The organism is Pseudomonas sp. S49 (assembly GCF_009866785.1).
Taxonomy (GTDB): domain Bacteria; phylum Pseudomonadota; class Gammaproteobacteria; order Pseudomonadales; family Pseudomonadaceae; genus Aquipseudomonas.
On record NZ_CP019432.1, the window covers coordinates 2,514,119 to 2,539,759 of the forward strand.

Genomic DNA, 25,641 nt, shown 5'->3' on the forward strand with positions numbered 1-25,641 from the left:
ATGAGTCCTCTCAACGATTCTGGTCAGGATTCCACTGTGCGTAACGTTGCCCGCGCAGGAACTGCCACAGACCGACGCTCATGCCGGCCAGCGTCACCAGCAGGAACGCCGCGAGGCGGAACGGTTTCGGTAAACGGTGTTGCGAATCCAGCAGGCCGGCGATGGCCACCGCGTAACCGATCAATTGCGCAACCAGGCTCAGGCGATAGAAACCGTGCTCGTTCCACAGCCAGAAATTGCTCAGCAGCAGCGGCAGCAAGAGAATCGGCGCGAGGCGGCGGATCAGTTTGTGGCTGATCAAGGCGATGGAATAAAGGCCGTACTTGAACGGATTCAGCAGGGCGCTGCGTTGCGCCAGGCTCTGCAGGCCACCGACGGTGACCCGCTGGCGGCGGCGCCATTGCTTGCCCGCTTCGTCGACGCCCTGGTCGATCACTTGCGCCTGGGGTACGTAAACGATGCGTTTGTGCGCGACCGGCGCGCAGGTACTGATGAAGAAGTCGTCGTTGACCTCGGCCGGTACGTTCTGGAACAGCTCGCGGCGCAAGGCGAGCAGGGCGCCGTCGGCGGAGACCATGCAGCCGGTGCGATTCTCGACCCGGCGCAACCAGCCTTCGTAATGCCGATAGAGGCTGTCGCCAATACTCAGGCCACCACCGGTGACCGGGATCACCATATGCCCGGCGCAGGCACCGACCTGCGGATCGCTCAACGGCGCGAGCAAATGGCCGAGGGTGTCGCGCGACCATTGGTTGTCGGCGTCGGTGAACACCAGAATATCGCCGCTGCTCACGGCAACGCCGGCATTCAGTGTGGCGGCTTTGCCCTGGCGCGGCAGGTCGAGGACGGTGATGCGCGGATCGATCACTTTGTGCGCGCAGGCCACGGTGTCATCGCTCGAGCCGTCGCTGGCGAGAATGATCTGCAGCGTCGCCGGTTGATAATCCTGGGCCAGCAGGGTGCGCAACTTGTGCTCGATGTGTCGCGCCTCGTTGTGCGCGGCGATGACGATGCTGACGTTCAGCGGCGGCGCCGGCGCGTGCCGCCAGGCCGGGAACAGCGGCGCCAGCAAGGTCAGCAGCAGCGGATAGCCGATGTAGGCGTACGCCGGCAGCAGCAGGCACAGGCAAAAAATGAATTCAGCCACGGGCGGGCCTCCTGGCGTTCCAATGACACAGACTGAGAACAAGTGCCGCGCTGGGCAGGTGCAGGCGTAACCAGTGCAGACCCCACAGTTGCAAGGTGAGGCGAGCATTGTGGTGCTTGATACTCTGCCGCACGCTGAGCGTCAGACTCGGCAGCAGGGTCAGTACCAGCAGGATTATCGCGAGCTGCGCGAGGCCGGCGAGCAAGGCAACGATCAGTAGAAAATCCGTCATCCAGACCAGCAACGACAGCAGCGGAAAACGCAGCAGGCGCAGGCTCATGCCATGGGTGCGCAGCAACTGCAGGTGGCTGCCCTGGCGCCACAGCTCCTTGCCCATCCACTCGCGCCAGTTCATTTCGTAGCCCCAATGCAGGGCGATGCTGTTACTGGTCGACAGCAGCCGTGCGCCCTGTGTGCTCAGACGCAAGGTGTATTCCTTGTCTTCGCCGGTGCGCAGGGTTTCGTTGAATCCGCCGACGACGTCAAACCAGCGTTTGCGCATCAACAGGTTGGCGCTGGGCAGCCAGTCCACGGTGCGACTGGCGTGCGCTGATGGACGCAACATGCGCCGTTGCCAGGCGGTCGCGTACCACGGCGCGGCGGCGGGGGTGTGCAGATCCAAGCCAAAAATGTCGCCCTGATTCTGCGCTTCGAGAGCGAACAATTCGCTCAGCCAGTTTTCGGGCATTTCGATATCGGCATCAATGAACGCCAGCCATTCACCGCTGGCAACCGTAGCGCCACGATTGCGCAAGGCGCCGATCAGCAGGCCGGGCAGCACCAGCACCTGTGCACCGAATGCGCGGGCGATCTGTGGCCCGTCATCAGTGGAACCGTTGTCGACGACGATCAGCTCACAGTCGATGTCGGCGGCGTTCGCGGCTTTGCGAGCGGCCAGGAGGGTGCGGCCGATGTGCCGTGCCTCGTTGTACATCGGAATGACGATGCTGATCCGGCTCATGCCTTGGCCTCCGTCAGCGGCGCTTGCTCGGCTTTCAGGCGCAGCACCCAGGTCAGTGCAAGCATGATCCACAGGTATTTCAGGTTCGGCGCGCTGAGAAACATCAGAAACAACGTCAACGACAGAAAACTCATTCCAAGATGGGTGATCAGGTCGGCGTGCTGCCACTCGCGCCGTTGCAGCCATTCGCGTCGTGCGCGGATCAGGTTGTAGAAACCCTGCACGAGCATGCCGACAAACAGCAGGCCGGCGGGAATCCCCAATTCGCTGAAGATCTCCAGATAAGTGTTATGCGCCCGGCGATACAGGTCGCCGATCTTGCGGTTGGCCGAGAATGCCTTGGCATAGCCGGTGGTTGCATAGTGCAACGGGAAGGTCCCGGGGCCCGAGCCGAGCAGCGGATGCTCGCGGATGATCTGGCTGCCGACGACAATGTACGAGGCGCGACGGCCGAGGGATTCATCCTGAGCCTTGGCCCCGGCGCTCAAGATACTCAGCGACTGGATGCGCGCCAGATAACCGGCAGGCATCGCATAAATCGCCAATGGCAGCACGATGGCCGCACCGAGCATGGCGAATCCGAAATGCCGGGGACGGATACGGTTGAGGTGCTGGCGGTAATGCCAGACCCCGATCGCCAGACTCAAGGCCAGTACCACCAGCCCTGAGCGCGACTCCGTTTTGGTCATGCCGCCGAGCAGCAAAAGGCAGCAGCCCGCCCAGAACAAACGCTGCAGCAGATTCGGGCTGCGAATCACCAGCAGCAGGCCCAGCGGCACGGCGAAGGCGATCAGCAGAGCAAAGGCATTCGGGTCTTCGAGCAGGCCGGCGGCGCGGCCCTTGTCCTGAAATCGGCTGGAAAACATCGCCATCGCGCAGGTCGTGCTGACGCTGAGCGTGACCAGCCGGGCGAACAGATCGAGGTTCAGTTCGCGGCCGATCAACAAAGTGATCACGAACAGAATCAGGCCCACGCTCAGCTCACGCAGATGACTCTGTGACATGCCCATGTTGTCGGTGGCGAGCAGGCTCAGCAGGTACAGCGCCATGAAACCGATCAGGTAGCGCCACAGATTGCTGCGCAGACGCTGCGATGGAATCTGATGCAATGCCAGTTGCAACGCCAGGATCAGCGCCAGCGAAGCACCGAGGAATTTGCTCCCGGAAAACGCGCTGTCCTTGAAGAATCCTTCAAACGGCACCAGCGCGGCAATACCCAGCAGTCCCCACGACGGTTTGCGGTACAGCACCGTGAAACCCAGCAGCCCCAGCACTGCCCCCGGCGCCAGATACGGATAAGGACTGACCAGCAAAGCCATGCAGACCAGTGCCAGCAGGCTGACGATCGAGAGCGGGAAAATCATGCGCGTGCCTCCCGTGCCGTGTGGATGTACAGCTGCGACCAGCGTTCGGCCAAAGCCTTGAGGTCGTAGCGTTCCTGTTGTGTGCGTCTGGCGTTATCGCGCAGCTGGGCGGCCAGCTTCGGTTCGGCCAGCAACGTGTCGAGCTGGCGGGCGAGGGCGGCGGTATCGGTCGGTGCGGCGAGCAGGCCGTTGTGGCGGTCCTGCAAGACATCGGGAATGCCACCGACCGCGAACGCCACCACCGGCACACCGGCCTGCATCGCTTCGAGCAGAATCATCGGCGTGCCCTCGGTGCGCGAGCTGATCACCAGCGCATCGAGTTGCTGCCACCAGCCTTGCATCGCCGTCTGATAGCCCGGCAAGCAAATCCGCTGTGGTAAACCGGCAGCATCGATACGCGCCTGCAAGGCCTCACGTTCCGGACCGTCACCGAGCATCACGGCGTCCAGTTGCGGATGCTGGTGACACAACGCAATCAGCGCATCGAGAAACAGATCCGGGCCTTTCTCGCTGCTCAACCGGCCGACGTAACCGACCAGCCAGCGCTGTCGTTCCAGCGCCGGCGGCAGCGCTGGCGCCGCTGGCAAACCGTTGGCAATCACCTGCAACTTCTCGGCACGGACGCCGGCCTGACGGTGCAGCGCAGCAATGCTTTGCGCGACGCAGACCACTCGCTTCACCGAGGCCGTGCGGCACAGTTGCAGGCTTAGCCAGGTGTAGAACTTCTGCTTGCGACTGCGCGGGGTGAAACCGTGCTGAGTGATCACCAGCGGCAGGCGCAACAGAGCTGCGCCGACCCAGCCGAACAGTAGCCCTTTGAAGTTGTGCGTGTTGAGCAACGGCTTGTCACCACGGCACTGATGCAAGTGCCACAGCAGTCCGCCGAGCCCGGCACAGGCGCGAGCGTCCACCCCGGCCTGGCGAAAGCGCTCGATCAGCTCTGGTGGCCCGTCGAGGAACAGCACTTGATGCTGCCCCGGCGTCGCCAGGCAATGATCCAGCAACATCCGCTCGGCTCCGTAGAAGCCGCCGCTGCTGAGCAAGTGAATGATCGGCAGGGCGACGCACGGGGTGGACGCCGCGTTCAATTGCGCACCCAGTGAACCAGGCTCGGCACGGTCCAGTTCTTGTGCGGATTGCCCGGCTGCGACGTTTCTTCGTTGAGCACCAATAGCACCGGCAGGCCCAGTTCATGGCTGATTTGCGCCGGATGCTTGAAGCGGTGATCGAAGAACTCACGTACATAGACGAAGGCAATGGCCAGCAGCAGTCCGGTGAGCAGGCCGAATGGGATGATCAGCATCGGTTTCGGAAACGCCGCCTCGGTCGGTTCATACGGCGGGCTCAAGACACGGGCGTTGGACAAGTCGTTATCCAGCGCGCGCGTCGTGCTGCTTTCGGCAAAGCGTTGCGCATAGGTTGAGAACGCTGCGTGCAATGCGCCGATCTCGGTGTCCATCTGGCGCAGCTTGCTTTGGGTCTGCTGCAATTGATGGATGCGATTCTTGAACTCGGCAATGCGTGCGGTTTTCTGCTCGATGACCTGGCTGACCACCGACAGGTCGATCGTGCGTTCCTGGATGCGGTTATTGACCACTTTGAGGAACTGCTGGCGTGTGCGGGCAATCTGCTCGCGGGCCAGCAACATCGGTTCGCTGCTGGGCTGAAATATCGCCAGGTCGTTCATATAACGGCTGACCTGAGTGGTCAGCGCCTCGCCCATCTGCCTGATCTCGCGGTCTTCGAACGCGATGTTGTCCACCGTCGTCGTGAAGGTGAACGGAAAGGTGTAGTCATTGAGTTTGTTGGTGTTGGCGGTGGCCAGGCTGGTTTTCAGGTAATCGAGCCAGCGCTGGCTTTGCAGCAAGCGATCGCGATACAGGTTGAGTGCCTGCTCTTCGGTGTTGATTGCGTTGAGGCGAAAGGTGATTTCCTCTTTCGGATCGGACGAACCGACGCTTTCCAACAGGCTCAACCGTGCGCCTTCCAGACCGTCGAGGCGGACCTGATACTGATGCTTCTTGGTCTCGTAGAACGATTGCGGCAGCTCGATCGATTGCAAGGCCTGACGATCGACCAGATAGTTGCGCAACAGCGTGGCAACGAACGTCGTGCCTTGGGCGGGATCTGGGAAGCTGTAGACGATCGAGATGACATTGGAACCCGGCAGGGTTTCGATCTTCAGATTGTCGATGGCTTCCTGGGTCAAGCCATCCAGCACCGTGTCGCGCACCGGATCGGTTTCCATGCTCAGTGCATCACGCAGCGGATTGATCACGTATTCGCGCAGCGGCGTGCTGACATAACGCTTGAACGGTTCGGCCAGTTTGCTGAGCATCCCCGGCGGCGGGTTGTACTGACCCTGGTCGCGCAGTTCGCTGATGGTCTGACGAATCAGTGCCGGCGAACGGAGGATATTGCTTTCGGTTTCCATGTCCGCCAGCGATGGCGGAATGAAGGTGGCGTTGTCCTGGGTCAGCGAGGTGGTCGCATCGCCCTGGGAGAGTTTTTTCGACTGCACGATCACCTGCGCGGTGATATCGAAGCTCTGTTTGAGCAACAGCGGCAGCAACAGCGCGATCACTGCAAAGATCAGGAAGATGCGCTTCACCAGTTGCTTGTTGGCGAAGAAAATCCTGAAGAACTCGTGCAGGTAATTTTCTTTTGGGTTCATGTCGTTCACCTGAGAGTCAGTTGTCACTGCCTTTGTTGTCGACGCGGTAGCCGAAGCTGAACCCCACGCCCTGGAACAGCACCACGTCGGCCAGTTGGCGGGCGAGTTCGCCGGCGCTGGCCAGTTTGGTTTTCGGTACGTAGAGCATGTCGTCCGGTTGCAGGTAGGCGATCTGTGGCGCATCGCCCGACAGTGCTTTCTCGACGTCGTAGTTCATGGCCTGCACCTGATTGCCGTTGCGCCGCATGATCACTACCGAATCCAGGCGCGCCTTGACATTGGTACCGCGCGCCAGGGTCAGCGCCTCAAGCACCGACACCGGCCGGCGGATCGGGTACGAGCCCGGTTGAGCGACTTCGCCGAGCACGTAGATCTCGTTGCCGGCGGTGGATTTCAGCAGCACATCCACAGTCATCCGCCCCGGCAATTGCGCGTACTTGCTGTTGAGGAAGGTTTCCAGTTGATTGACGGTCATGCCTTGCAGCGGCACAGCGCCGATTTCCGGGAAACTCGCATAGCCATCGGTGCCGACGGTGATTTCGCGGCTCATGCCGGTGGCCGGGTGGTTCAGCGCGCTTTTGAGGTTTTGCTCGTTGCTCAGCGGGCTGAGAATCTGCACCGAGAGCTGATTGCGGTTGGGCTGGAACAGCTGCTTGCGTTGATAGGCGCGCTGGATTTCCTGCCGCGCCTCGTCGCTGGTCAGCCCGGCAATTTTCACCGAGGTGTTGGCGCCCGGCAGTTCGATGGTGCCGTCAGGCAGCACCAGTTGCGTGCCGTTGAGCTGACTGGCGGCGGTGAAGTTCAGGCCGATCTGGTCACCCGACTGCACGCGGTAAGCGTCCGAGCCGCTGGTACTGATGTGGAAAATCACATCCAGCACGTCTTTCGGGCGCAGGGTCTGCTCGACCCTCGGCATGTCGGTGGCTTGCGCATTGGCCGGTGTGGCGGTGAGGATATTCACCGGCATGTTGCGGGTGTCGGAATTGCTGGAGCAGCCTGCAAGCGGCAGCAACAGCAGGACAAGCATTTTGGCGTTCATGGCGTCATCCTTTGCGTTTGCTTACAGGTTTTTGTAAAGCCATTTGGGCATGTAGTACTTGCGCCGGTTGAACACGCTACCGACCACTTTTGCCCCGGCCTGAGTCAGGCGTTGCACGGCGGCTTGCGCGACTTCCCAGCGGGTGTCTTCGGCGCGTACGACAAGCACCACGCCATCGACTTGCGTGCTGATCACCAGCGTGTCGGCGTCGGAGTACACCGCGTCGCCATCGATCACCACAAAGCGGTACTGGCTGCCCAATTGATCAAGCAACGGGCTCAGCCGCTCGGCGGTCAGGTGTTCCAGGGTGCGGATCGGCCGGCCGTTGGGCAGCACGTGGAACGGCAGGCTTGAGACCTGCACTACGCAGTCCTGCAACAGCGGCGGTTTGTCGGGGTTGAACAGCAAGTCGCGCAGACCGCGCTCCTTGCTCAGGTTCAACTGCTGGGTGAGATTGCTCGCCGACTGACTGGCATCGACCAGCAGCACTTGGCCGCTGCTCATTTGCGCCAGTTGGCTGGCCAGCGCCAGCGCACTGGTGGTGGTGCCTGAGCCGGGGTTGGCGGCGGTCAGGAACAGGATCCGCAGATCGAGATCCAGCACGGTCGAGGTCAGGTTCGATTCGCTGGGGGTGGCGATGCTCAGGCTTTTGTTGGTTGAACCGTCCATTAGCTTGCTCCGTGGCCGCTGAATACTTTGAAGGGGGTTTTCAACAGAATCTTCAGATCAAGCAGAAGGCTCTGCTCGGCGATGTAGCTGAGGTCCAACTCAACGCGCTGGTCGAAGTCGATATTGCTGCGTCCGGAGATCTGCCACAGGCCGGTCATGCCGGGGTAGATCGCCAGACGCGCGAGGTGATTGTCCTTGTAGCGGTAGGCGTTGAACGAGGTCGGACGCGGGCCGACCAGGCGCATGTCGCCGGTCACTACATTGATCAGGTTGGGCAGCTCATCGAGGCTGGTGCGTCGCAAGAAACCGCCGATGCGGGTGATGCGCGGGTCGTGGTCGATCTTGAAGTCGATCGCGTCGGCACCGTGTTTGTTGAGGTGGCGCAGCGACTCTTTCAGTTCTTCGGCGTTGGCCACCATGGTGCGAAATTTGAACATGCCGAACTTGCGGCCGCGGTAGCCAGTGCGTTTCTGCACGAACATCACCGGACCTGGGCTGCTGAACTTGATGACCAGCGCCAGACCCAGCAACAGCGGGGAAATCAGCACCAGGATCAGCAGCGCCCCAAGGCAGGCGACCACGCGATTGGTGCGTGACAGTTGCCATGGCCGACCGCCGTCGCGGCCCGTGAACCAGCCGCGACCCTGGCGATGAATCGCCGCGTCGAGACGCATTCGGTGCTCGGGATCCACGCGCTTGTCGCGGCGCATTTCTAGGATCGGTACACCTTTCTCATGTCCAGTCATGGAGTCCTCCACATGAATTCAGCCGCGAACGGCGCGTGGGCGATAGGCAGTGGGGTAGTAGTCGCGGAACCAGGCGATAAAGCGTCCGAGTCCCTCATCCAGCTCTATCCGGGGCTGAAATCCGGTGGCCTGGGCCAGATCGCTGGCCTCGGCGCAAGTGTTGAGCACGTCGCCCGGTTGCAGCGGCAGCAACTCGACAATGGCGGTCTGACCGAGGTGCTTTTCCAGCAGCGCCAGATAGGTTTTCAGCTCGACCGGGTGCTGCCCGCCGATGTTGAACAAGCGCCACGGCGCCATGCTGCTGGCCGGGTCGGGCTGCTCGCGATCCCACTGCGGATTGACCTGCGGTGGCTGGTCGATCAGGCGGGCGATGCTTTCGATGATGTCGTCGATGTAAGTGAAGTCGCGCTGGTGCTCGCCGTAGTTGAACAGCTTCAGCGGCGTGCCTTCGCTGATCGCCCGGGCGAACTGGATCGGCGACATGTCCGGCCGGCCCCATGGCCCGTACACGGTGAAAAAGCGCAGGCCGGTGCAGGGAATGCCGAACAAATGGCTGTAGCTGTGCGCCATCAGTTCATTGGCTTTTTTCGTCGCGGCGTACAGCGACAGCGGGTGATTGACGCCGTCCTGCACCGAGTACGGCGTGCGCTGGTTGGCGCCATATACCGAACTCGACGAGGCGTAGATCAGATGCTCGACCGGGTGATGGCGGCAGCTCTCGAGAATGTTGAGGAAACCGTTGAGATTGCTGTCCAGATACGCCCGTGGGTTGTCCAGCGAGTAACGCACCCCGGCCTGCGCGGCGAGGTGGATCACCACTTGCGGACGTTCGCGAACAAACAGTGCTTCGATGGCCGAGGCATCGGCCAGGTCAACCGTCGCGAGCTGGAAATCGCCGACCTGCTTGCACACCCACTGCACGCGGTCGTGCTTGAGTTGCGGGTCGTAGTAGGCGTTGAAATTGTCCAGACCGACCACCGCGTGCCCGTCGCGCAGCAGCCGCAACACGCAATGGGCACCAATGAAACCGGCCGCACCGGTGACCAGCACCTTCATGGCCGCAGTCCTTCAGGGGCAATGTGGCGCAGACCGATGCCGCTGTAATGCAGGCCGGCGGCTGCCACTTGTTCCGGGTTGTACAGATTGCGGCCGTCGATGATCACCTTTGAGCGCAGCTTTTCGGCGAGCAACTCGAAATCGACCACGCGGAAGTTTTTCCACTCGGTGCAGATCACCAGTGCATCAGCGTCTTCGAGGGTGTCGTCACGGGTGGCGCACAGGTGCAGGTCGTTGCGATAACCGTAAATGCGTCGGCATTCGGACATGGCTTCCGGGTCGTAAGCCTGCACGCTGGCACCCTCGGCCCACAGCGCATCCATCAGATAACGGCTCGGTGCTTCGCGCATGTCATCGGTGTTCGGTTTGAACGCCAGGCCCCAGATCGCGATGGACTTGCCGGCCAGGCCTTGCGGGAACTGTGCTTTGAGTTTGCTGAACAGGATGTGCCGCTGCAGGTCGTTGACGTCGGTGACGCTGCGCAGCAATTTCAGCGGCATGCCGTTGTGTTCGGCGGTGTGCAGCAGGGCGCGCAGGTCCTTGGGAAAGCACGAGCCACCGAAGCCGCAGCCCGGATAGATGAAGTGATAACCGATGCGCGGATCAGAGCCGATGCCTTTACGCACCGCTTCGATGTCGGCGCCAAGCAGTTCGGTGAGGTTGGCCAATTCGTTCATGAAGCTGATGCGGGTGGCGAGCATCGCGTTGGCCGCGTACTTGGTCAGCTCGGCGCTGCGGTTGTCCATGAACATCAGTTTTTCGCGGTTGCGGCAGAACGGCGCGTACAACTCGCTCATCTGCTCGCGGGCCGCGTCGTCGCGGGTGCCGACGATGATCCGGTCCGGGCGCATACAGTCGGCGAGGGCGCTGCCTTCCTTGAGGAATTCCGGATTGGACACCACGCGCACCGTCAGGCTGCTCTTGTCGCGGCGTTGCAGTTCGCTGTTGGCAGCGGCGAGCACTTGATCCGCCGTGCCGACCGGCACCGTCGATTTGATGATCAATGTGCGATCGGCCTCCATGTGCGAGGCGATTTGCCGGGCGACGTTGAGCACGTGGCTGAGGTCGGCAGAGCCATCCTCATCGGCCGGGGTGCCAACGGCGATGAAGATCAGCTCGGCATGCTCGACCGCGTCGCTGGCCTGGGTGCTGAACAGCAGACGGCCGGCCTTGATGTTCTCCTCAAGCGTGCTGGACAAACCTGGCTCGCTAATGGGCGGCACTGCTTGTTGCAGTTGTTTAATTTTGTTTGGGTCAATGTCCACGCATAAAACGCGATGACCGACATCTGCAAGTGCGGCGGCTTGTATAAGTCCGACATAGCCAGTGCCAAATACGCTCACGTCCATCTGCGCACCTCAATAACACCAAAAGTTAACTACGGAATGAGATAGTTAAAGGGGTATAGCGCAGCGTTTGAAAAGCGTGTCAGCAAAATGACATGTTGCATCTGTATAACACTTGAGCATTTTTTGGCGATTGGCCATCAAGTCATTGCTGCGATTGAATTTGTTGCTTTTGTGCAGATTTGTTCAGATTTCAAATATGCGATAAACGGTCGAAAGCCGCTAATTTAAAGGCTTGTGGCGTCGTCGATGTGTCAGATTTGAGTCACCGGTTTTTTGACGCTTTCCCTGATGAAACAGTCAATTCTTGCGCTTTGATGGCCGGGTGCTAGTGTCAGGTTCTGACTGACAAACCTTTGACTCCCTGCCGTTTTGCCCGATCGGTATCGCCATGTTCAGATATGCCAAAGAAGTGTTGTTAATTGTTTATTTGTTGATGTATTCCGAATATTACATTGATCGGTTAAATGCTATCGGCCTCGGTTTTGCTGTACTTCTTTTTGGCGCGATGTTTTTGGCGCTTACTTTTGCGTTATATCTAATGGCGTATATAAGGCAGACTCTCATTCGCCACGTGTTCGCATTGGCGATGTTTGTCTCGGCAGTGTTTTTCGATGTTTATACCCGGGTCACGGCGGATTACCTGACCTACAGCGGTTTCGTCTCATTGGTTTACTCCGGCGGTTTTATCCAGGAAGCGGCGTACCAGTACCGGGACGCGCTCCTGCGTGGCGTGCTCAGCGGTTTGCTGTTGCTGTTCGGCATCGGTCTGAAACCACGCCATGGGCTGGCGATTCCCAACGCGTTACGTGTGGCGGCGCCGGTGTGCGGCGTGTTGCTGCTCAGTGCCGTGCTGTTCTTGCGTGCGGGAGAGGGCGCGCGTGGCTTGCCGATCATGTACACGCCGCTGGCCTATCTGAATCTGTTTGCCTATGAAGCGCTGCATAACACGGTCGGCCCGCGCGAACCGGTGACACTGGCGCGCACCTCGCAAGCCGTCGGCCATGACATCGTGTTGATCATCGACGAAAGCATTTCCGGCAATTACCTGGACATCAACGCGCCGTTCGGTGTGCACAGCAACCTCAAACAAGCGCGTCCTGGCGTCGACATCTTCAATTACGGCTACGCCGCGTCCATCGCCAATTGCAGCGCCGACACCAACGTGACCTTGCGTTACGGCGGCACCCGCGCCGACTACATGCGCATCAACAGCACACTGCCGTCGATCTGGCAGTATGCGAAGAAGGCCGGGCTGCGCACCGTGTACATCGATGCCCAGCGTACCGCCGGCAATCTGCAGAACCTGATGACCGATACCGAAAAGAAGGACATCGACCAGTTCGTGCAATTCGACCAGACCAGCGTGCGCGATCGCGACATGGCGGCAGCGGCGAAGCTCATCGAATTGCTCAACGATGACAAACCAGAGCTGGTGGTGATCAACAAGGTCGGCGCGCACTTCCCGGTGCATGACAAATACCCGGATGCGTTCATGGCCTACCGCCCGACTTTACCGCGCGGGCAGTTCACCGAGGTGGCCGATACCGGCGAACGCAACGGTTTCAATGGTCAGCCGGATGACTGGGTGCTGTACCGCAATGCCTACAAGAACACCGTGTTGTGGAACGTCGGCGAGTTCTTTGCGCGGGTGTTCGCTCAGGCCAGTCTGGACAATGCGCTGCTGATCTATACCTCTGATCATGGCCAGGATCTGCATGAACGCGGTAATCCGGGCTTGAACACTCACTGCGGTGGCGACCCGGTGGAGGAGGAGGGGCTGGTGCCGTTGGTGGTGATTCAGGGCAGCGCTCTAAAGACGCTGGACTGGTCGGCGCAATTGGCGGCGAACAAGGATCGTTCCAGCCACTACAACATTTTTCCGACCCTGCTGCAGTTGATGGGCTACGACCTGGCGGGGATCGAAGCGGTTTATGGCAAGCCGCTGACGGTGCTGACGGCGGATGAGTTCACCTTCAACTACCGGTTCAATGCGCGGTTGGGGGCCAAGCCTGAGTGGAAGCACATTGATCTGGGCAGCATTGTCACGCCGACGCAGGCGCCGGCGAGTGTGGCAGTCGGGCAGTAAGTTTTGAGTTGGCTGGGCTGACGCTTTCGCGAGCAGGCTCGCTCCCACATTTGAAATGCGATCAACCTGTGGGAGCGAGCCTGCTCGCGAAGGGGCCGGTCAATTCAACGCTGAATTCAAGTCTGTCATCGCCATCCGCTATCCTTGCCCCACACTGACCGATCAGGTGGCGGCATGCTTCGTGTTGAAAACGTCTTCAAAAGCTATCTCACCCCGCAGGGTTCATTGCCGGTGCTGCAAGGCATCGACCTGACGCTCGAATCCGGCGGCAGCCTGGCGCTGATGGGCGAATCCGGCAGTGGCAAAAGCACGTTGCTGCACCTGGTGGCCGGCCTCGACAAAGTCGACAGCGGCAGCATCCGCAGCGGCGAGCATCGATTGGAAACGATGAACGAGGCGCAACTGGCCAACTGGCGGCGAACGGAAATCGGTCTGGTGTTCCAGCAGTTCAACCTGATCGGCAGTCTGCGCGTGGAGGACAACCTGGCGTTTCAGGCGCGTCTGGCCGGGCGCCACGAGCCGCGTTGGCAGGCGCACCTGGTGCAACGCCTGGGCCTGGGCGATTTGCTCAAGCGCTATCCCGAGCAACTTTCCGGTGGTCAGCAACAGCGGGTCGCATTGGGCCGGGCGCTGGCATCGCAGCCGAAATTACTGCTGGCCGATGAGCCCACCGGCAGCCTCGATGAGGCAACCAGTGATGAAGTGCTGCGCTTGTTGCTGGAGTTGCTCGACGACACGCCCACCACGTTGTTGATGGTCACTCACAGTCAGCGGGTTGCGGCGCGATTGGCCCAGCGGGTGGTGTTGTCCAACGGGCGGCTGACGTGATCGTCTTTGCGCAAACGCTACGTGCGCTGCTCAGCCATTGGCGGCGCCATCCGGTGCAGTTTTTCAGCGTGCTGACCGGGTTGTGGCTGGCGACCAGTCTGCTCACCGGCGTCGAAGCACTGAACAGTCAGGCGCGTGACAGCTACGCAAGGGCCAGCCAGTTGATCGGCGGCGAACCGCAGGCCAGTCTCAGTAGGCCGAGTGGCGCGACGTTCGCGCAACAATGGTTCGTTGATCTGCGCCGACAGGGCTGGCCGGTGTCGCCGCTGTTGCAGGGCCGGTTGCTGCTCAAGGGTTTTGAAAATCAGCGGTTGCAACTCTTGGGCATTGAGCCGGTGTCGCTCCCCGCCGATTCGGCGGTGGCCGGGCAGGCGCTGCCCATCGAACGGATCGTCGAGTTTTTCACGCCGCCGGGCAGCACGTGGATTTCACCGGAAACTCTGCAAGCGCTGGATCTGCGTGAAGGCGACACGCCGCAAACGGCTAATGGTCTGCGATTGCCGCCGTTGCTCGCGCAAAAGGACATGGCGCCCGGCCTATTGCTGGTGGACATCGGCGTCGCGCAAACCCTGCTGGAACAACCCGGACAATTGTCGCGGCTATTGCTGCCCAAGGATTTTCACGCCGAGCTGCCCGCCGTGTTCAAGGGACAGTTGCAGCTCAAAAGCAGCGGCGAGGAAAACAATCTGGCGCGACTCACCGAGAGTTTTCACCTCAATCTCGATGCCTTGGGTTTTTTGTCATTCGTGGTTGGCTTGTTTATCGTCCACGCCGCAATCGGGCTGGCTCTGGAACAACGGCGCGGTCTGCTGCGTACGCTGCGCGCCTGCGGGGTCAGCGCGCAAATGTTGATTTTCTGCTTGATCGTTGAGCTGGGTGTACTGGCACTGATCGGTGGACTGTTCGGTGTGATCAGCGGCTATTGGTTGGCCAGTGTCTTGCTGCCGGATGTCGCCGCCAGCCTGCGCGGATTGTATGGCGCGGAAGTGGCGGGACAGTTGCGCCTCAGTCCTTGGTGGTGGTTCAGCGGCATCGGTTTGAGCCTGCTCGGCGCTTTGCTCGCCGGGGCCAATAGTCTGTTGCGTGCCGCACGCTTGCCGTTGTTGGCGGTGGCCGATCCGCAAGCTTGGCATCAGCAATATGCGCGCTGGTTGCGCCGTCAGGGTTGGCTGGCGGCGCTGCTGGGTTTGCTTGCCTTGGTGGCATTGATCTGGGGCGACAGCCTGGCCAGTGGTTTTGTCCTGATGGCCGGATTGCTGATCGGCGCCGCATTGGCGCTGCCGGTGTTGCTCAGCGCGCTGTTGAATCAGTTGCTCGGGCGCAGTCGCTCGGTGCTGGGTCAGTGGTTTCTCGCCGATTGCCGCCAGCAACTGCCGGCACTGAGTCTGGCGTTGATGGCATTGCTTTTGGCGCTCGCCGCCAACATCGGTGCGGGCAGCATGACCTCCGGTTTTCGCCAGACCTTCAACGACTGGCTGGAACAACGCCTGAGTGCCGAGTTGTATATCAACCCGAGCAATCCGGCACAGTCGCGGGAAATGTACAGTTGGCTCAAACAGCAGCCGAATATTGCGGCAGTGCTGCCCAACTGGCAGGTCGCGGTGACGTTGCAAGGCTGGCCGGCGGAGGTGTTCGGCATTATCGATCACGCGTATTACCGCCAGCACTGGCCGTTACTCGATGTCAGTGGCAGCGACCCGTGGGCGCATCTGGCTACCGACGATGCGGTGATGCTCAGCGAACAACTGGCGCGTCGGCTGAAGGTGCGGGCGGGTGATCGACTGACGATTCCTGCGCCGAATGGTGCGTGGTCGCCGCGCATCGTTGGCATCTACGCCGACTACGGCAATCCCAAAGGGCACTTGCTGGTCAATATCAACCACCTGCTGCGCGGCTGGCCGCAACTGACGCCGAACCGTTTCAATCTGCGCATTGAGCCGCGGAACATTCCGCCGTTGTTGAATGGCTTGCAGGCGCGCTTTCAACTCGATGACAGCCGCATCGTCGATCAGGCGCGGCTCAAGGGTTGGTCGGTGCAAGTCTTCGAACGGACCTTTGCGGCCACGGCGGCGTTGAACAGCCTGACCCTGGCGGTGGCGGGCGTGGCGCTGTTCATCAGCCTGCTGACGCAAAGTCAAAGTCGCCTCGGCCAACTCGCACCGCTTTGGGCGCTGGGCGTAACGCGGCGGCAATTGATGCTGCTCAATCTCGGTCAGACCTGGCTGCTGGCGGTACTGACGCTGGTGCTGGCGTTGCCGCTGGGGATCGCGCTGGCGTGGTGTCTGGACGCGGTGATCAATGTGCAGGCGTTTGGCTGGCGGCTGCCGTTGCGGGTGTTTCCGTGGCAATTGCTGCAGTTGATGGGGTTGGCGTTGTTGGCGACGTTACTGGCTTCGGCATGGCCGCTGTACTCGCTGTACCGCACGCAACCGGCGGACCTGCTGAGGACGTTTGCCCATGAGGATTAACTTCGTTGTGCTGATGGTTTTGTTGCTGCTCGGTGGTTGCGATCAATCGGCGCCTGAACAGAAAGGCTTCGCCGGGATGGGCGATCAGGCGTTGGCATTTACGCCGGTGGTGCCGGGGCGAGTGTTCAGTTTTCCGGCGGATCACGCTGCGCATGAGGGGTTTCGCATTGAGTGGTGGTACGTCACCGCCAATCTCAAGGATCAGCAGGGCAATGAATTCGGCGTGCAGTGGACGTTGTTTCGCAGTGCGCTGAAACCCGTGGCGGAGCAGGCGGGGTGGGGCAACCAGACGATCTGGCTGGGGCACGCGGCGGTTACTTCCAGCACGGTGCATCACGCTGCCGAACGTTACGCCCGAGGTGGAGTAGGGCAGGCCGGTGTGCGGCTGGCGCCGTTCGAGGCGTGGATTGATGATTGGCGATTCGCCAGTCAGGCGCCGGACCCTCTGAGCGACCTGCAACTCAGCGCTCGCGACAAGGATTTCGCCTATCAACTGCACCTCACTTCCAGCCGCCCATTGGTGTTGCAGGGGGACAAGGGTTTCAGTCAGAAATCCGAAGAAGGTCAGGCGTCGTATTACTACAGCCAGCCGTTTTTTCAGGCCAGCGGCACGTTGCAGATCGACGGCCAGAGCTACACCGTCAGCGGCCCGGCGTGGCTTGATCGCGAATGGAGCAGCCAGCCGCTGACCGCCAATCAAACCGGTTGGGACTGGTTCTCTCTGCACCTGGACAGCGGCGAACACGTGATGCTCTACCGCATGCGCCAGAAGGACGGCGCGCCGTATCTCACTGGCACCTGGATCGCTGCCGACGGCCAGACGCAAACCCTGCGCAGTTCGCAGATCCGGCTCACCCCGCAAGACACCGCCAACGTCGCCGGCCGGGCGATGCCGGTGAAATGGTCGATCAGCATCCCCGACAAACACCTCGACATTACCCTCGACGCGCTTAACCCCAATGCCTGGATGAACCTGCGCATCCCGTACTGGGAAGGCCCGGTGCGCATCCGCGGCAGCCATCCCGGCCGGGGCTATCTGGAAATGACCGGCTACTGAAAAGTATCCACAAATCCCTGTAGGAGCTGCCGAAGGCTGCGGTCTTTTGATTTTGCTTTTAAAAAACAAGATCAAAAGATCGCAGCCTTCGGCAGCTCCTACAAAGGATCGGTTTGAACTCGGCTTACTGTGTTGTCCTCTACAGAGAAACCTGCCGAGGATTAGCCATGAGCGACGACCTGCCCCCCCCAGACATGACCACTTGGCAACGTCTGTTCGACGACGAAACCTACTGGCAGCAATCCCCCGACGCGCACTATTTCGACCTGCAACGCATCGCCGACGACTTGCTTGGCCAGGGCGCCATCGACCTGGAGTAATGGCAGATCCTGCGCGCGAAAGCCGACGACCTGCACAAGGATTCCCCCGCCATCAACGTCGCCCGTGAACTCGACGACCCCGAAGCCTGATGACACCCCCATGAAACCCATCACCCAAGGCGAACACCCCGACGAACCCCGGCCACCCGGCGAAACCGAACGCGACAACGACGCCCTGCGGCCCACCGACCCGAAACAGCGTGAAACCAGCGGCAAAGGCACGCCCAGCGGCGAATCCACCGCGCAAGACACCGCAAAACAACAGACCTCTTCGACACAAACCAAAGCCAAGCCCTGAACAGCGTCTATGCTCAGTGGCACGTTCGTCGCCGAAGCCAATTCGGCGCCGGGCGCTGCCATTCATCACAGGGAAAGTATTGCTTATGAAGCTCGACGCATTGGCCAAGGCCATCACCCTCGCAACCGTACTGTCCGCCACCAGCTTCGGCGCCTTTGCTGCCGATATTCCGCTGTCTGCCACTGTTGAAGCAGATCAGGTCATCACCAAAGTGATCTCCGTCGATGCCGCCAACCATCAGGTTGTGCTCGAAGGTGCCGAAGGCAAGCCGGTTCACGTTCAGCTCACTGATAAGGCGAAAAACCTCGCCAATCTCAAGCCCGGCGATCAGGTCAACATTCAGGTACAGCGTTCTGTCGCCGCTTACCTCGACACCGATGTGGATAAAGGTCTGCCTGGCACCACCGAACGTACCGGTGAGTTGCGTAAGGCCCCGGGCAGCGATAACCCCGGTGGCGAGGCGTATCGTCAGGTTCAGGTGCAATTGAAAATCACCAAAATTGATTTGAAGACAAATCAGGTGACCCTGCAAAACCCGGCGGGTGTGTCGAAAGTTCTCGACGTGAAAAAGCCTGAAATCCAAGCCAAACTGAAAGATCTGAAAGAAGGGCAGAGCGTCATCGTCACTTACACCGATATCTTAAAAGTGACCAGCCAACACGAAAGTTGAGCATTAACTCTACAGAATGATTGTTCTTGTACAGCTTTAAGTATGAGAGCAATCATATAAAAGAATCTGTAAGAAGTTTCCCGGTAAATATCGGTGGGCAACACTTTTTAACGTTCTAGTACATAAATTTCATGTTTAAGCATGAGGACATATCTGCCAACTTCAATTAAAATCCCACCCGTTCGCCCAGTGTCAGGGCTCTTTACCGGTGCATGGATTGCCAGGCCATTACACTGGGCGAACACCTCTTCGGAGTAGTTGTATACAATTTCTGCAAACAAAAAGGGCGACTTTAAAAGTCGCCCTTTTTGTTTGCGGTGGATTAAACCGAGATTTGCACGTCACGCTTGCTGCTCTTGAAAGCGCTTCAGCGTGGCCTGATACATTTTTGTCCTGCGGTGATTTTTCCCGTAGGTGCCCGCCGCCGCGACGGTGCCTGCCTGGATGTGATCCAGATAGCTGAAAATCTTGCGCGGTGACAGGAACTTGATGCCATAGCCCAAGCTGCTCATTCGATCTTGCAACGTGTAGCCGGGCACCAGGTCATCCATGCAGAAGTGCAGGCCTTGGGACTTCATCAAGCGCGCATTCCACAATGTGCAGAAACTTTTCAGATGCGTTTCTTTGTACGGCCTTGGCATTTTCGAACGCATACCCAGACGCACTTTCGCTTTACGAACATAGTGCTTGCAGAAGCGCGAAGTTAGACGCCAAGTGTCACGAACAATCCCGCGATTGAGTTGTTCGACACAACCGACTGCAGCCATGTCCGGCGTTTTCGTGCACTCGCGCATCATCATGGCAAACACTTCCTTGTCATAGACAAAGGTGTCGGTGTGCAACAGAAACAGATAATCGGTGTCGACTTTTTCCAGTGCCAGATCCAGTGCTTTACCGTGCGCAATATGGCCGGCTTCCTTGCCCGGCGAAGGCCGTTCGATCAAGTTGATCCAGTCGAGCGAACGCAAGTAATCCAGACTGGCATCCGCCGAATCGTTATCCACCACCCACACCGGAATGCGTTGCTCCTGGACGTGCTCGCGCAGAAGTTCGAGGCACATTTTAGTGATGTCCGGGGTTTTGTAATTTACCAGGACAAGGCTGAAATTCGACGCTGGCTGGGCTGGTAAATCAAACGCTTTCATGTCGTAAGGACTCATCTGCGATTCAAGGGCAACAAGGTTTCTTGGCCGCGATCGTAGCGATGCAACCTTAGGCGAACCTTAATTTGCGAATGTGACGGTAGAGGTATGCCGAAGAGAGGCGGCTGGTCTTGTGAAATGCATGGGGTGCTGCCGGTCATTACCGGATAAAATGCGCGCCCCTCTCACGGTTCAAGGAAGAAACGGCGCACGCCGTTGTGTCACGGATGAAACCACTTTCCCTCTACCACCCGGCCTTGTATTGGCTGCGCGTGTGGCAAAAAAGACTGTTCCGCCAGATTGCCTGGCGCTGTTCCAGCAAACGCTACGCACGCCCCGTCGCCACGGCCGAGCGCCTGCCATATCGCTACCTCAAACACACCTCGAAACTCATCCGCAAACTCGGCGACTCCGACCTCGCCCTGCAACACAATAAAGTCATCAACCTCAAACTCGCCGTCGCCGCCATCGACGGCGTCATCATCGCCCCCGGCGAACACTTCTCCTTCTGCCGCCTCGTCGGCCGCCCGACTTTGAAGCGCGGCTACGTTGAAGGCATGGAACTGTCCTTCGGCGAGGCTCGACGCGGTGTCGGCGGCGGCATCTGCCAACTGAGCAACCTGATCCACTGGATGGCGATTCATTCTCCGCTGGTGGTGGTAGAGCGCTCCAACCACAGCTTCGACCCGTTTCCGGATGAAGGGCGGGTGCTGCCGTTCGGATCCGGGGCGGCGATTTTCTACAACTATGTTGATCTGGTGCTGCACAACCCGACGGATCGGCACTTTCAGCTCAAGTTGAACGTCGGCGAGACACAACTCGAAGGGGAGTTGCTGTGTGATCGGGTGAGGGAGTATCGCTATCACGTGTTTCAAGAGGCGCACCGGTTTGTGCGGGAGGGCGCGCGGGTGTATCGGGAGAATGAGATTTGGCGGGAGGTGCGGGAGAAGGGGCAGGTTGGGGAATTGGTGGAGAGGGTGAGGTTGTATCGGAATCGGGTGGTGGTTAAGTACGACGTGGCAGATGAGTTGATCGGGTAGGGCGCGTGAAAGCACTTCGCTGACGATGGCGCCCTTTGATCAGTTTCTGAAATACAACTCATCGAGCTGGCGTCTGCGTATCGAGAGGTACTCCTCCCATACCTTGGGAAAGTCCTCATCTTTGGTTAGAGGGAAAGTCAGATAAATGTACTTTCCAACAACGCTGATGTATTGCCTCGCGCGTTTGAAGGCCGGCTGCTCGTAAGCTGCAACGCTTTCATCGTAGGCGTCGTGGTAGTGACGGATGTTCACTCGGTGTGGTGCAATCATGCATCGCGAAAAATCGATCACCCAGCAGCTATCAACGGCTGTACTCAAATAACCGTAAACACCATCAGTAGATAGACGCAGGCATGAATTTGCCTGGGTGCCGTCGTCATCGTTGACCAGAATGATCTGGTCCGCGAAGTAATGAATATTCCTGCCGTCCGGCCCTTGCAAAGACAAGCTCCAACCTTCGGCTCCCATACGGAATTCACCGTTGTTATCAAAGGTTGCTGTCCATCCATTGGCTAGAGTGATCTGATGTTTATTCATGAGGACTGGTCAAGTATCGAGCTTACGGTGGTATGAGGTAGTCACATTAAATATCTTGCTCAAAGGTGTTCGAGGTCAATTAGACAGCCTTTGAGTTTTAATCGCTTGATCTCATCATTAAATTTGTATCTTGGCAAGAGTTCGTTTTTTATGTCGTAGTGCTGTCTAAGGAGACGGAATAATTTCCCTATGTTGTTTTTGCTTTTTTCGTCAAGGCTCTCAATCAAGTCGTAATTATTGTCCGACAGAAGTGCGATTTTGTTTTTAAGTGTGTAGTAAGCGCTTATGTTTGAAAGCAATCCTTCTGCATCTGAATAATCTTCTTTTAAGTGTTCTACATAATTTTCAAATATAGTTGTCAGCAGGTGTTGTGCTGCTTTTTGATGTTTTAAAGTTCCGCACATTTCCTGCCAGTTGCTAATGAAAAGATGATCTCCCCAGTCAGAGCCGCGAGCAAAATATTTTCCATTGCCTTTAAAGAAATCAGATGTTTCATGAGATTCTAAAGCTGTTTCAAAGGTGGTCATCATTGAAGCTTTTCCCAAGCATAAAAATTTTAATGACGTTCCGGAGAAAAGGGGGGGTGTTTTTAGTTTGTAGAAAATAATTCTGTTCCCTTTTTGGTTACCTTTTTATAGTGGGTTCCGTCGAAAGAATTAGAGGCTCTTTATATTGGTTGGGCCGCCGTCATCAATGAGTTTTCTCATGCGGCGATTATAGAGTTCAAGGTTTTGAATATCATTGTTGGCTTCGATTGTTTTTCTCAGAAAGGTCATGATATGTGAAATTTTCTGTTTCTCACTATCAGCAGCATCGCGTACAAGATCAAATCCATCTTTTGACAAGAAAGGATGTTTATTTCTTAGGTAGTAATAGCAGCCAATGTTTTCAAGCAGGTCGCTGGCGTCATTTTTTGTAAACTCAACCGAGTTTAAGTATACGCTAAATGCATTCCTCAATATTTCGATCGAGCTTTCTAGGGATTTTAAATAGCCGCATAGTCCTTGCCAATTTATGATATGCAACTGGGTTCCCCAGTCGGGGTCTCTTGTGAAATATTGGCCATTACCTCTGAAGTAGTCAGGGAGTTCATTCTTTTTCAAAGCTATTTCAAAGTTGGTTGTCATTGAAGTTGTTCCCAGTCGTCAAATTGGCTTAGAAGCTTGTTCATGTCGGCGCCGTGGTCGATTTTTTCAGAGCCAATAAGAAAAGGGGACAGATTTATTTTCTCTAGCTTTAATGTTTCTGACTCTTTGTTCAAGCTGCGCCGAAGGCGTCTTAATACCAGGGCTTAAACGGTTTATGGATAAAAAAGTGGGGAAAATTTATTTTTTAGCGTGTAGAAAATAAATCTGTCCCCTTTTTTTCGAACTCGAGTTAGTCAAAATAATATTGTATCTACGTTGCCAATGTGTGCTGTTAATTTTTCACGGAAATCCGTTTCGCTGGTGAAGCTAGTGTTGTCAATCATGTTAAGGAACCAAGTCACATCTAGATCTGTGAATATTTCAAGCCATTCTGGTCTTTTAGCTTTCGATTCAGGCATGTCGTTCGCGGCAAAGCCGTTGCCTTTGCCTTCGGATAAGTAAAAATAGTTATCTGCGAAGGAATAGCCTATAACCTTTGGCCAGTTTGAGCTATGCAGGAGGTTTGGCTCCATATCTTTATTAGCAATCACATAAAAAGTTCTCATTTTTTTCCGGAAGTACGTCGAATGAAGAAAAGAGACAGATTTATTTTCAGTGGGTAGAAAATAAATCTGTCTCTTTTTAGTCAATTTTTTGTATTCCCCCTTCTTTCACGGTTGAAAGTTAAGTTCTGAGTTCGACGTATTCCTCAAAGAATGAATAGAAGTTTTCCGCTATTTTCTTAGACGGTTTGCGCTTAAATAGATCGTAGCTAATGACCTGTCCATTTCCCGTGGGACCGCAATCAATTGCCCAGCAAACTTCGTCGTCTTTTAAATAAATGACGGCAAAATGACTAGGTAATTCAAACTCTGAACGGCAGTACATGGTGCTGTAATTTACAGTTCCGCCGTTATCTAGAGTTGCATCATTATTCTCAATTCCGCATATTTCTGAGTCTGCTGCACCACCACCGCATATACTCAAGAAGTCAACGAAATCTTCAGGCAGCTTTATGCCTAGAATATTCTCGAGTTTTTTAATTTGCTCGGCAGTGGCGGGCTCGAGCCAAAATGTTTCTTCATCGGAGTTTTCGAGTTTCGTTATCAAGTCTTGATATTTATGCATGGTTCTGCTCACTCAAAGTCTTTGGCTCGTTCTTTCCAATATGCTTTTCTAAATTTTGCATACCAGGCGTTACAGGGACAGACCACGTTAAATAGCGAGAAAGAGGAGAGTTTCCAAAGGGCAGATTATAGATACAAAAAAAAGAAACCGTGGTCTGTCCCGTTTTCTACATATTTTGTTTGAGATTTAAGATGTCAATATTTTTAGTTCTACGTCAAAGACGTAAAAAACGTGGTCTGTCCTCGATCACACCCATTTTTGGCGAATTTTTATTTTAATCTAGTGGGTAGTCACAAGTCCATGGAGGGGTGAAAAGTTTGGGGTTTATATTGTGTTCATGAAGGAAGGAGTTTATCTCTTCTTCTGTCTCTAAGATTTTCCATGTTGTGATTGTTGTGTCGTTGGCGCCAACACTATCTCTTGTTTCAAGAATGTGAGTTGGAAGGGTAAACTCTACAATAACGTACTTAGAGTGCCTTGCATCTTCTAGGAATTTATAGTAAAGCTCTCCAGGGTGCCTATCTTCGAAATTTAAATGATAAACAGCGTAGATTGCGACCCACTTTCGAAGTGACTCATCCTGCGTCGGAAGCTCTTGAGCAATTTCTGTATATGATTTTGCCTCTAGGCCCCACCACACTTTTCTAGGGATTGTTTTGGGAGTGTTCATTTTTGTCCTTCAAATGGGTTTGGCCAATAGATTCGAATTACTTTTCCATCTTTCGGGTGCAGTTGCAAGTGTGGCATGGCCGCATCTGGGTCAGTAGGGCTATGATTTGCCATATGAACTTTTCGAGTCTCCAAATTTGATGCTGGCGTATCATCCCAATGTAATAGTTTTATTTAGGGGCGGACCACGTTAAATAGCGAGAAAGAAGAGAGTTTCCATGCGGCAGTTTATACATGTAAAAAACTGTGGTCTGCCTCGTTTTAAAATAAGGAATGGTGGTCTGCCCCCGTTTTACCTTCAGGGACATACCTCCTTCAGACAAAATAAAACGTGGTCTGCTCCCCGTTTACAGCGTTACTATTTCAGTTGGTAGCTAAATTTCTCATCCAGTCCAAAGCTTTCATCTTGGGTTTTGACTCGTTCAAGAATAATTAATACTTTTCTATATGAGTCGCCCATTAGTTCTTCTGAATGTTTTGAGTTTGTCCAAATTAATTCAATTGGGCGCTCTACATCGGTGCTGAGCAGATCCCAAAGCGCATTAAGATTATTTCCATAGTATTGAGTGACAGAAAAAGCAGACGCTATCCGCTTATGGAATTCTTGCTCAGATGAGATGGATAATCCATCAAGCTCAACTATCATTTTGATTTACTTCCACTTTCCGATAGAGTTAACAGTTTCGTAATGATCACTAATTATGTAAAGAAGTCCGTCGTCTGAGTAGAGTAGCCTGGTCCCCGGCTGATTGCTCCGCGATATCGTGTTATTGAGATCGACGTCAGCTTCATACTAGGTTCGGCCGGGGGCTGAAGGAAGTACATTTGTATCGTTGTAACAAACCTCACCGCCTAGCTGCCCGCCAGGAACGCTATTGTTGACTGCTTTACCCTTTTTCCATCCGCTTTGTGTTACCTGATCCTTTGTAACGTGGTCTGGGGGAAGATCACCAGTGGCCCGCAAACTTTCGACTAAAGCATAAAAGGGGACAGATTTATTTTCAGTTAGTAGAAAATAAATCTGTCCCCTTTTTGTCTTTTTATTCGTTTGGTTCGCTCCTTTTTTAAAGATTTTTAATGGTGTGAGGTTTAATATGTTGTTAAGGGGCAGACCACTATAAATAGCGAGAAAGAGGAGAGTTTCCAGAGGGCAGATTATAGATACAAAAAAGAAACCGTGATCTGTCCCCGTTTTCTCGTGGTCTGTCCCCGTCTTACGGAGGCAGCGAAGACTAGGAAAGATTGAAGAAAGCTTTGCGCGATGAT

25 protein-coding genes and 1 pseudogene are annotated in these 25,641 nt (G+C 56.4%); 8 read left to right on the top strand and 18 right to left on the bottom strand.

Annotated elements, in window-relative coordinates:
• Positions 1–10: 10 nt before the first annotated feature.
• Genes PspS49_RS11150 through PspS49_RS11195 form a run of 10 tightly spaced genes read right to left on the bottom strand, consistent with a single transcriptional unit; the run spans position 11 to position 11,005 of the window.
• On the bottom strand, positions 11–1,147 hold the full coding sequence (locus PspS49_RS11150) for a glycosyltransferase (protein ID WP_160039268.1): 1,137 nt from the start codon (positions 1,145–1,147) through the stop codon (positions 11–13).
• Positions 1,140–2,108: a glycosyltransferase gene (locus PspS49_RS11155; RefSeq protein ID WP_160039270.1), complete on the bottom strand. Its 969-nt coding sequence runs from the start codon at positions 2,106–2,108 to the stop codon at positions 1,140–1,142. Before PspS49_RS11155 ends, PspS49_RS11150 begins: the two co-directional genes overlap by 8 nt.
• Complete coding sequence (locus PspS49_RS11160; protein WP_160039272.1) at positions 2,105–3,472, bottom strand: O-antigen ligase family protein; 1,368 nt, start codon at positions 3,470–3,472, stop codon at positions 2,105–2,107. The genes PspS49_RS11155 and PspS49_RS11160 overlap by 4 nt, the downstream gene beginning before the upstream one ends.
• Complete coding sequence (locus tag PspS49_RS11165; protein WP_160039274.1) at positions 3,469–4,560, bottom strand: glycosyltransferase family 4 protein; 1,092 nt, start codon at positions 4,558–4,560, stop codon at positions 3,469–3,471. Before PspS49_RS11165 ends, PspS49_RS11160 begins: the two co-directional genes overlap by 4 nt.
• Positions 4,557–6,146, bottom strand: coding sequence for a Wzz/FepE/Etk N-terminal domain-containing protein (locus PspS49_RS11170; RefSeq protein ID WP_127926683.1), 1,590 nt, complete (start codon positions 6,144–6,146; stop codon positions 4,557–4,559). Before PspS49_RS11170 ends, PspS49_RS11165 begins: the two co-directional genes overlap by 4 nt.
• Positions 6,147–6,162: 16 nt before the next feature.
• Positions 6,163–7,185 carry a polysaccharide biosynthesis/export family protein gene (locus tag PspS49_RS11175; protein ID WP_038369600.1) on the bottom strand — a complete coding sequence of 341 codons (1,023 nt, stop codon included), beginning with the start codon at positions 7,183–7,185 and terminating at the stop codon, positions 6,163–6,165.
• Between the two features lie 21 nt (positions 7,186–7,206).
• On the bottom strand, positions 7,207–7,854 hold the full coding sequence (locus PspS49_RS11180; protein WP_038369597.1) for a CpsD/CapB family tyrosine-protein kinase: 648 nt from the start codon (positions 7,852–7,854) through the stop codon (positions 7,207–7,209).
• On the bottom strand, positions 7,854–8,600 hold the full coding sequence (locus tag PspS49_RS11185; protein ID WP_160039276.1) for a sugar transferase: 747 nt from the start codon (positions 8,598–8,600) through the stop codon (positions 7,854–7,856). Before PspS49_RS11185 ends, PspS49_RS11180 begins: the two co-directional genes overlap by 1 nt.
• A gap of 18 nt (positions 8,601–8,618) precedes the next feature.
• Complete coding sequence (locus tag PspS49_RS11190) at positions 8,619–9,656, bottom strand: NAD-dependent epimerase (RefSeq protein WP_160039278.1); 1,038 nt, start codon at positions 9,654–9,656, stop codon at positions 8,619–8,621.
• Entirely contained in the window at positions 9,653–11,005 is a 1,353-nt protein-coding gene (locus PspS49_RS11195) for a UDP-glucose/GDP-mannose dehydrogenase family protein (RefSeq protein ID WP_160039280.1), read from the bottom strand. Before PspS49_RS11195 ends, PspS49_RS11190 begins: the two co-directional genes overlap by 4 nt.
• 388 nt (positions 11,006–11,393) lie before the next feature.
• Here PspS49_RS11195 and PspS49_RS11200 point away from each other — a divergent pair, with 388 nt between their 5' ends.
• The 7 genes and pseudogenes from PspS49_RS11200 to PspS49_RS11230 all read left to right on the top strand — a co-directional run bounded on the left by PspS49_RS11200 (position 11,394) and on the right by PspS49_RS11230 (position 18,732).
• Positions 11,394–13,091 carry a sulfatase-like hydrolase/transferase gene (locus tag PspS49_RS11200; RefSeq protein ID WP_160039282.1) on the top strand — a complete coding sequence of 566 codons (1,698 nt, stop codon included), beginning with the start codon at positions 11,394–11,396 and terminating at the stop codon, positions 13,089–13,091.
• A gap of 174 nt (positions 13,092–13,265) precedes the next feature.
• Complete coding sequence (locus tag PspS49_RS11205) at positions 13,266–13,919, top strand: ABC transporter ATP-binding protein (RefSeq protein ID WP_160039284.1); 654 nt, start codon at positions 13,266–13,268, stop codon at positions 13,917–13,919.
• Complete coding sequence (locus PspS49_RS11210; protein WP_160039286.1) at positions 13,916–16,387, top strand: FtsX-like permease family protein; 2,472 nt, start codon at positions 13,916–13,918, stop codon at positions 16,385–16,387. The genes PspS49_RS11205 and PspS49_RS11210 overlap by 4 nt, the downstream gene beginning before the upstream one ends.
• Positions 16,377–17,444, top strand: a complete 1,068-nt coding sequence (locus tag PspS49_RS11215; RefSeq protein WP_160039288.1) for a lipocalin-like domain-containing protein — start codon at positions 16,377–16,379, stop codon at positions 17,442–17,444. Before PspS49_RS11210 ends, PspS49_RS11215 begins: the two co-directional genes overlap by 11 nt.
• Positions 17,445–17,611: 167 nt before the next feature.
• A pseudogene (locus tag PspS49_RS11220) lies at positions 17,612–17,854 on the top strand (hypothetical protein).
• 10 nt (positions 17,855–17,864) lie between these two features.
• Positions 17,865–18,062 carry a hypothetical protein gene (locus PspS49_RS11225; RefSeq protein ID WP_160039290.1) on the top strand — a complete coding sequence of 66 codons (198 nt, stop codon included), beginning with the start codon at positions 17,865–17,867 and terminating at the stop codon, positions 18,060–18,062.
• A gap of 85 nt (positions 18,063–18,147) precedes the next feature.
• On the top strand, positions 18,148–18,732 hold the full coding sequence (locus PspS49_RS11230; protein WP_160039292.1) for a hypothetical protein: 585 nt from the start codon (positions 18,148–18,150) through the stop codon (positions 18,730–18,732).
• 341 nt (positions 18,733–19,073) lie between these two features.
• Here the strand turns inward: PspS49_RS11230 and PspS49_RS11235 are convergent, their stop codons facing one another.
• On the bottom strand, positions 19,074–19,877 hold the full coding sequence (locus PspS49_RS11235; protein ID WP_095111611.1) for a glycosyltransferase: 804 nt from the start codon (positions 19,875–19,877) through the stop codon (positions 19,074–19,076).
• Positions 19,878–20,101: 224 nt separating this feature from the next.
• Between PspS49_RS11235 and PspS49_RS11240 the strand changes: the two genes are divergently transcribed.
• Positions 20,102–20,914, top strand: a complete 813-nt coding sequence (locus PspS49_RS11240) for a VanW family protein (protein ID WP_160039294.1) — start codon at positions 20,102–20,104, stop codon at positions 20,912–20,914.
• A 39-nt stretch (positions 20,915–20,953) separates the two neighbouring features.
• Here the strand turns inward: PspS49_RS11240 and PspS49_RS11245 are convergent, their stop codons facing one another.
• From PspS49_RS11245 to PspS49_RS11275, 7 genes are all read right to left on the bottom strand, one after another.
• A complete protein-coding gene (locus PspS49_RS11245; RefSeq protein WP_160039296.1) occupies positions 20,954–21,451 on the bottom strand; it encodes a hypothetical protein in 498 nt (165 codons plus the stop codon).
• Between the two features lie 59 nt (positions 21,452–21,510).
• Entirely contained in the window at positions 21,511–21,981 is a 471-nt protein-coding gene (locus tag PspS49_RS11250) for a hypothetical protein (RefSeq protein WP_160039298.1), read from the bottom strand.
• 126 nt (positions 21,982–22,107) lie between these two features.
• Positions 22,108–22,578: a hypothetical protein gene (locus PspS49_RS11255; protein ID WP_102902786.1), complete on the bottom strand. Its 471-nt coding sequence runs from the start codon at positions 22,576–22,578 to the stop codon at positions 22,108–22,110.
• A 254-nt stretch (positions 22,579–22,832) separates the two neighbouring features.
• Complete coding sequence (locus PspS49_RS11260) at positions 22,833–23,144, bottom strand: hypothetical protein (RefSeq protein WP_110721076.1); 312 nt, start codon at positions 23,142–23,144, stop codon at positions 22,833–22,835.
• 118 nt (positions 23,145–23,262) lie between these two features.
• Complete coding sequence (locus PspS49_RS11265; RefSeq protein ID WP_160039300.1) at positions 23,263–23,706, bottom strand: SMI1/KNR4 family protein; 444 nt, start codon at positions 23,704–23,706, stop codon at positions 23,263–23,265.
• A 274-nt stretch (positions 23,707–23,980) separates the two neighbouring features.
• Entirely contained in the window at positions 23,981–24,376 is a 396-nt protein-coding gene (locus PspS49_RS11270; RefSeq protein ID WP_110721078.1) for a hypothetical protein, read from the bottom strand.
• Between the two features lie 357 nt (positions 24,377–24,733).
• Entirely contained in the window at positions 24,734–25,021 is a 288-nt protein-coding gene (locus PspS49_RS11275; RefSeq protein WP_102902782.1) for a barstar family protein, read from the bottom strand.
• Positions 25,022–25,641 lie beyond the last annotated feature (620 nt).

Bases quoted from the DNA above. Each gene is read 5' to 3' on its own strand.
- PspS49_RS11155 (WP_160039270.1), bottom strand. From the start codon at position 2,108: ATGAGCCGGATCAGCATCGTCATTCCGATGTACAACGAGGCACGGCAC.
- PspS49_RS11160 (WP_160039272.1), bottom strand. From the start codon at position 3,472: ATGATTTTCCCGCTCTCGATCGTCAGCCTGCTGGCACTGGTCTGCATG.
- PspS49_RS11170 (WP_127926683.1), bottom strand. From the start codon at position 6,146: ATGAACCCAAAAGAAAATTACCTGCACGAGTTCTTCAGGATTTTCTTC.
- PspS49_RS11175 (WP_038369600.1), bottom strand. From the start codon at position 7,185: ATGAACGCCAAAATGCTTGTCCTGCTGTTGCTGCCGCTTGCAGGCTGC.
- PspS49_RS11180 (WP_038369597.1), bottom strand. From the start codon at position 7,854: ATGGACGGTTCAACCAACAAAAGCCTGAGCATCGCCACCCCCAGCGAA.
- PspS49_RS11185 (WP_160039276.1), bottom strand. From the start codon at position 8,600: ATGACTGGACATGAGAAAGGTGTACCGATCCTAGAAATGCGCCGCGAC.
- PspS49_RS11190 (WP_160039278.1), bottom strand. From the start codon at position 9,656: ATGAAGGTGCTGGTCACCGGTGCGGCCGGTTTCATTGGTGCCCATTGC.
- PspS49_RS11195 (WP_160039280.1), bottom strand. From the start codon at position 11,005: ATGGACGTGAGCGTATTTGGCACTGGCTATGTCGGACTTATACAAGCC.
- PspS49_RS11200 (WP_160039282.1), top strand. From the start codon at position 11,394: ATGTTCAGATATGCCAAAGAAGTGTTGTTAATTGTTTATTTGTTGATG.
- PspS49_RS11205 (WP_160039284.1), top strand. From the start codon at position 13,266: ATGCTTCGTGTTGAAAACGTCTTCAAAAGCTATCTCACCCCGCAGGGT.
- PspS49_RS11215 (WP_160039288.1), top strand. From the start codon at position 16,377: ATGAGGATTAACTTCGTTGTGCTGATGGTTTTGTTGCTGCTCGGTGGT.
- PspS49_RS11225 (WP_160039290.1), top strand. From the start codon at position 17,865: ATGAAACCCATCACCCAAGGCGAACACCCCGACGAACCCCGGCCACCC.
- PspS49_RS11230 (WP_160039292.1), top strand. From the start codon at position 18,148: ATGAAGCTCGACGCATTGGCCAAGGCCATCACCCTCGCAACCGTACTG.
- PspS49_RS11235 (WP_095111611.1), bottom strand. From the start codon at position 19,877: ATGAAAGCGTTTGATTTACCAGCCCAGCCAGCGTCGAATTTCAGCCTT.
- PspS49_RS11240 (WP_160039294.1), top strand. From the start codon at position 20,102: ATGAAACCACTTTCCCTCTACCACCCGGCCTTGTATTGGCTGCGCGTG.
- PspS49_RS11245 (WP_160039296.1), bottom strand. From the start codon at position 21,451: ATGAATAAACATCAGATCACTCTAGCCAATGGATGGACAGCAACCTTT.
- PspS49_RS11250 (WP_160039298.1), bottom strand. From the start codon at position 21,981: ATGATGACCACCTTTGAAACAGCTTTAGAATCTCATGAAACATCTGAT.
- PspS49_RS11255 (WP_102902786.1), bottom strand. From the start codon at position 22,578: ATGACAACCAACTTTGAAATAGCTTTGAAAAAGAATGAACTCCCTGAC.
- PspS49_RS11260 (WP_110721076.1), bottom strand. From the start codon at position 23,144: ATGAGAACTTTTTATGTGATTGCTAATAAAGATATGGAGCCAAACCTC.
- PspS49_RS11265 (WP_160039300.1), bottom strand. From the start codon at position 23,706: ATGCATAAATATCAAGACTTGATAACGAAACTCGAAAACTCCGATGAA.
- PspS49_RS11270 (WP_110721078.1), bottom strand. From the start codon at position 24,376: ATGAACACTCCCAAAACAATCCCTAGAAAAGTGTGGTGGGGCCTAGAG.
- PspS49_RS11275 (WP_102902782.1), bottom strand. From the start codon at position 25,021: ATGATAGTTGAGCTTGATGGATTATCCATCTCATCTGAGCAAGAATTC.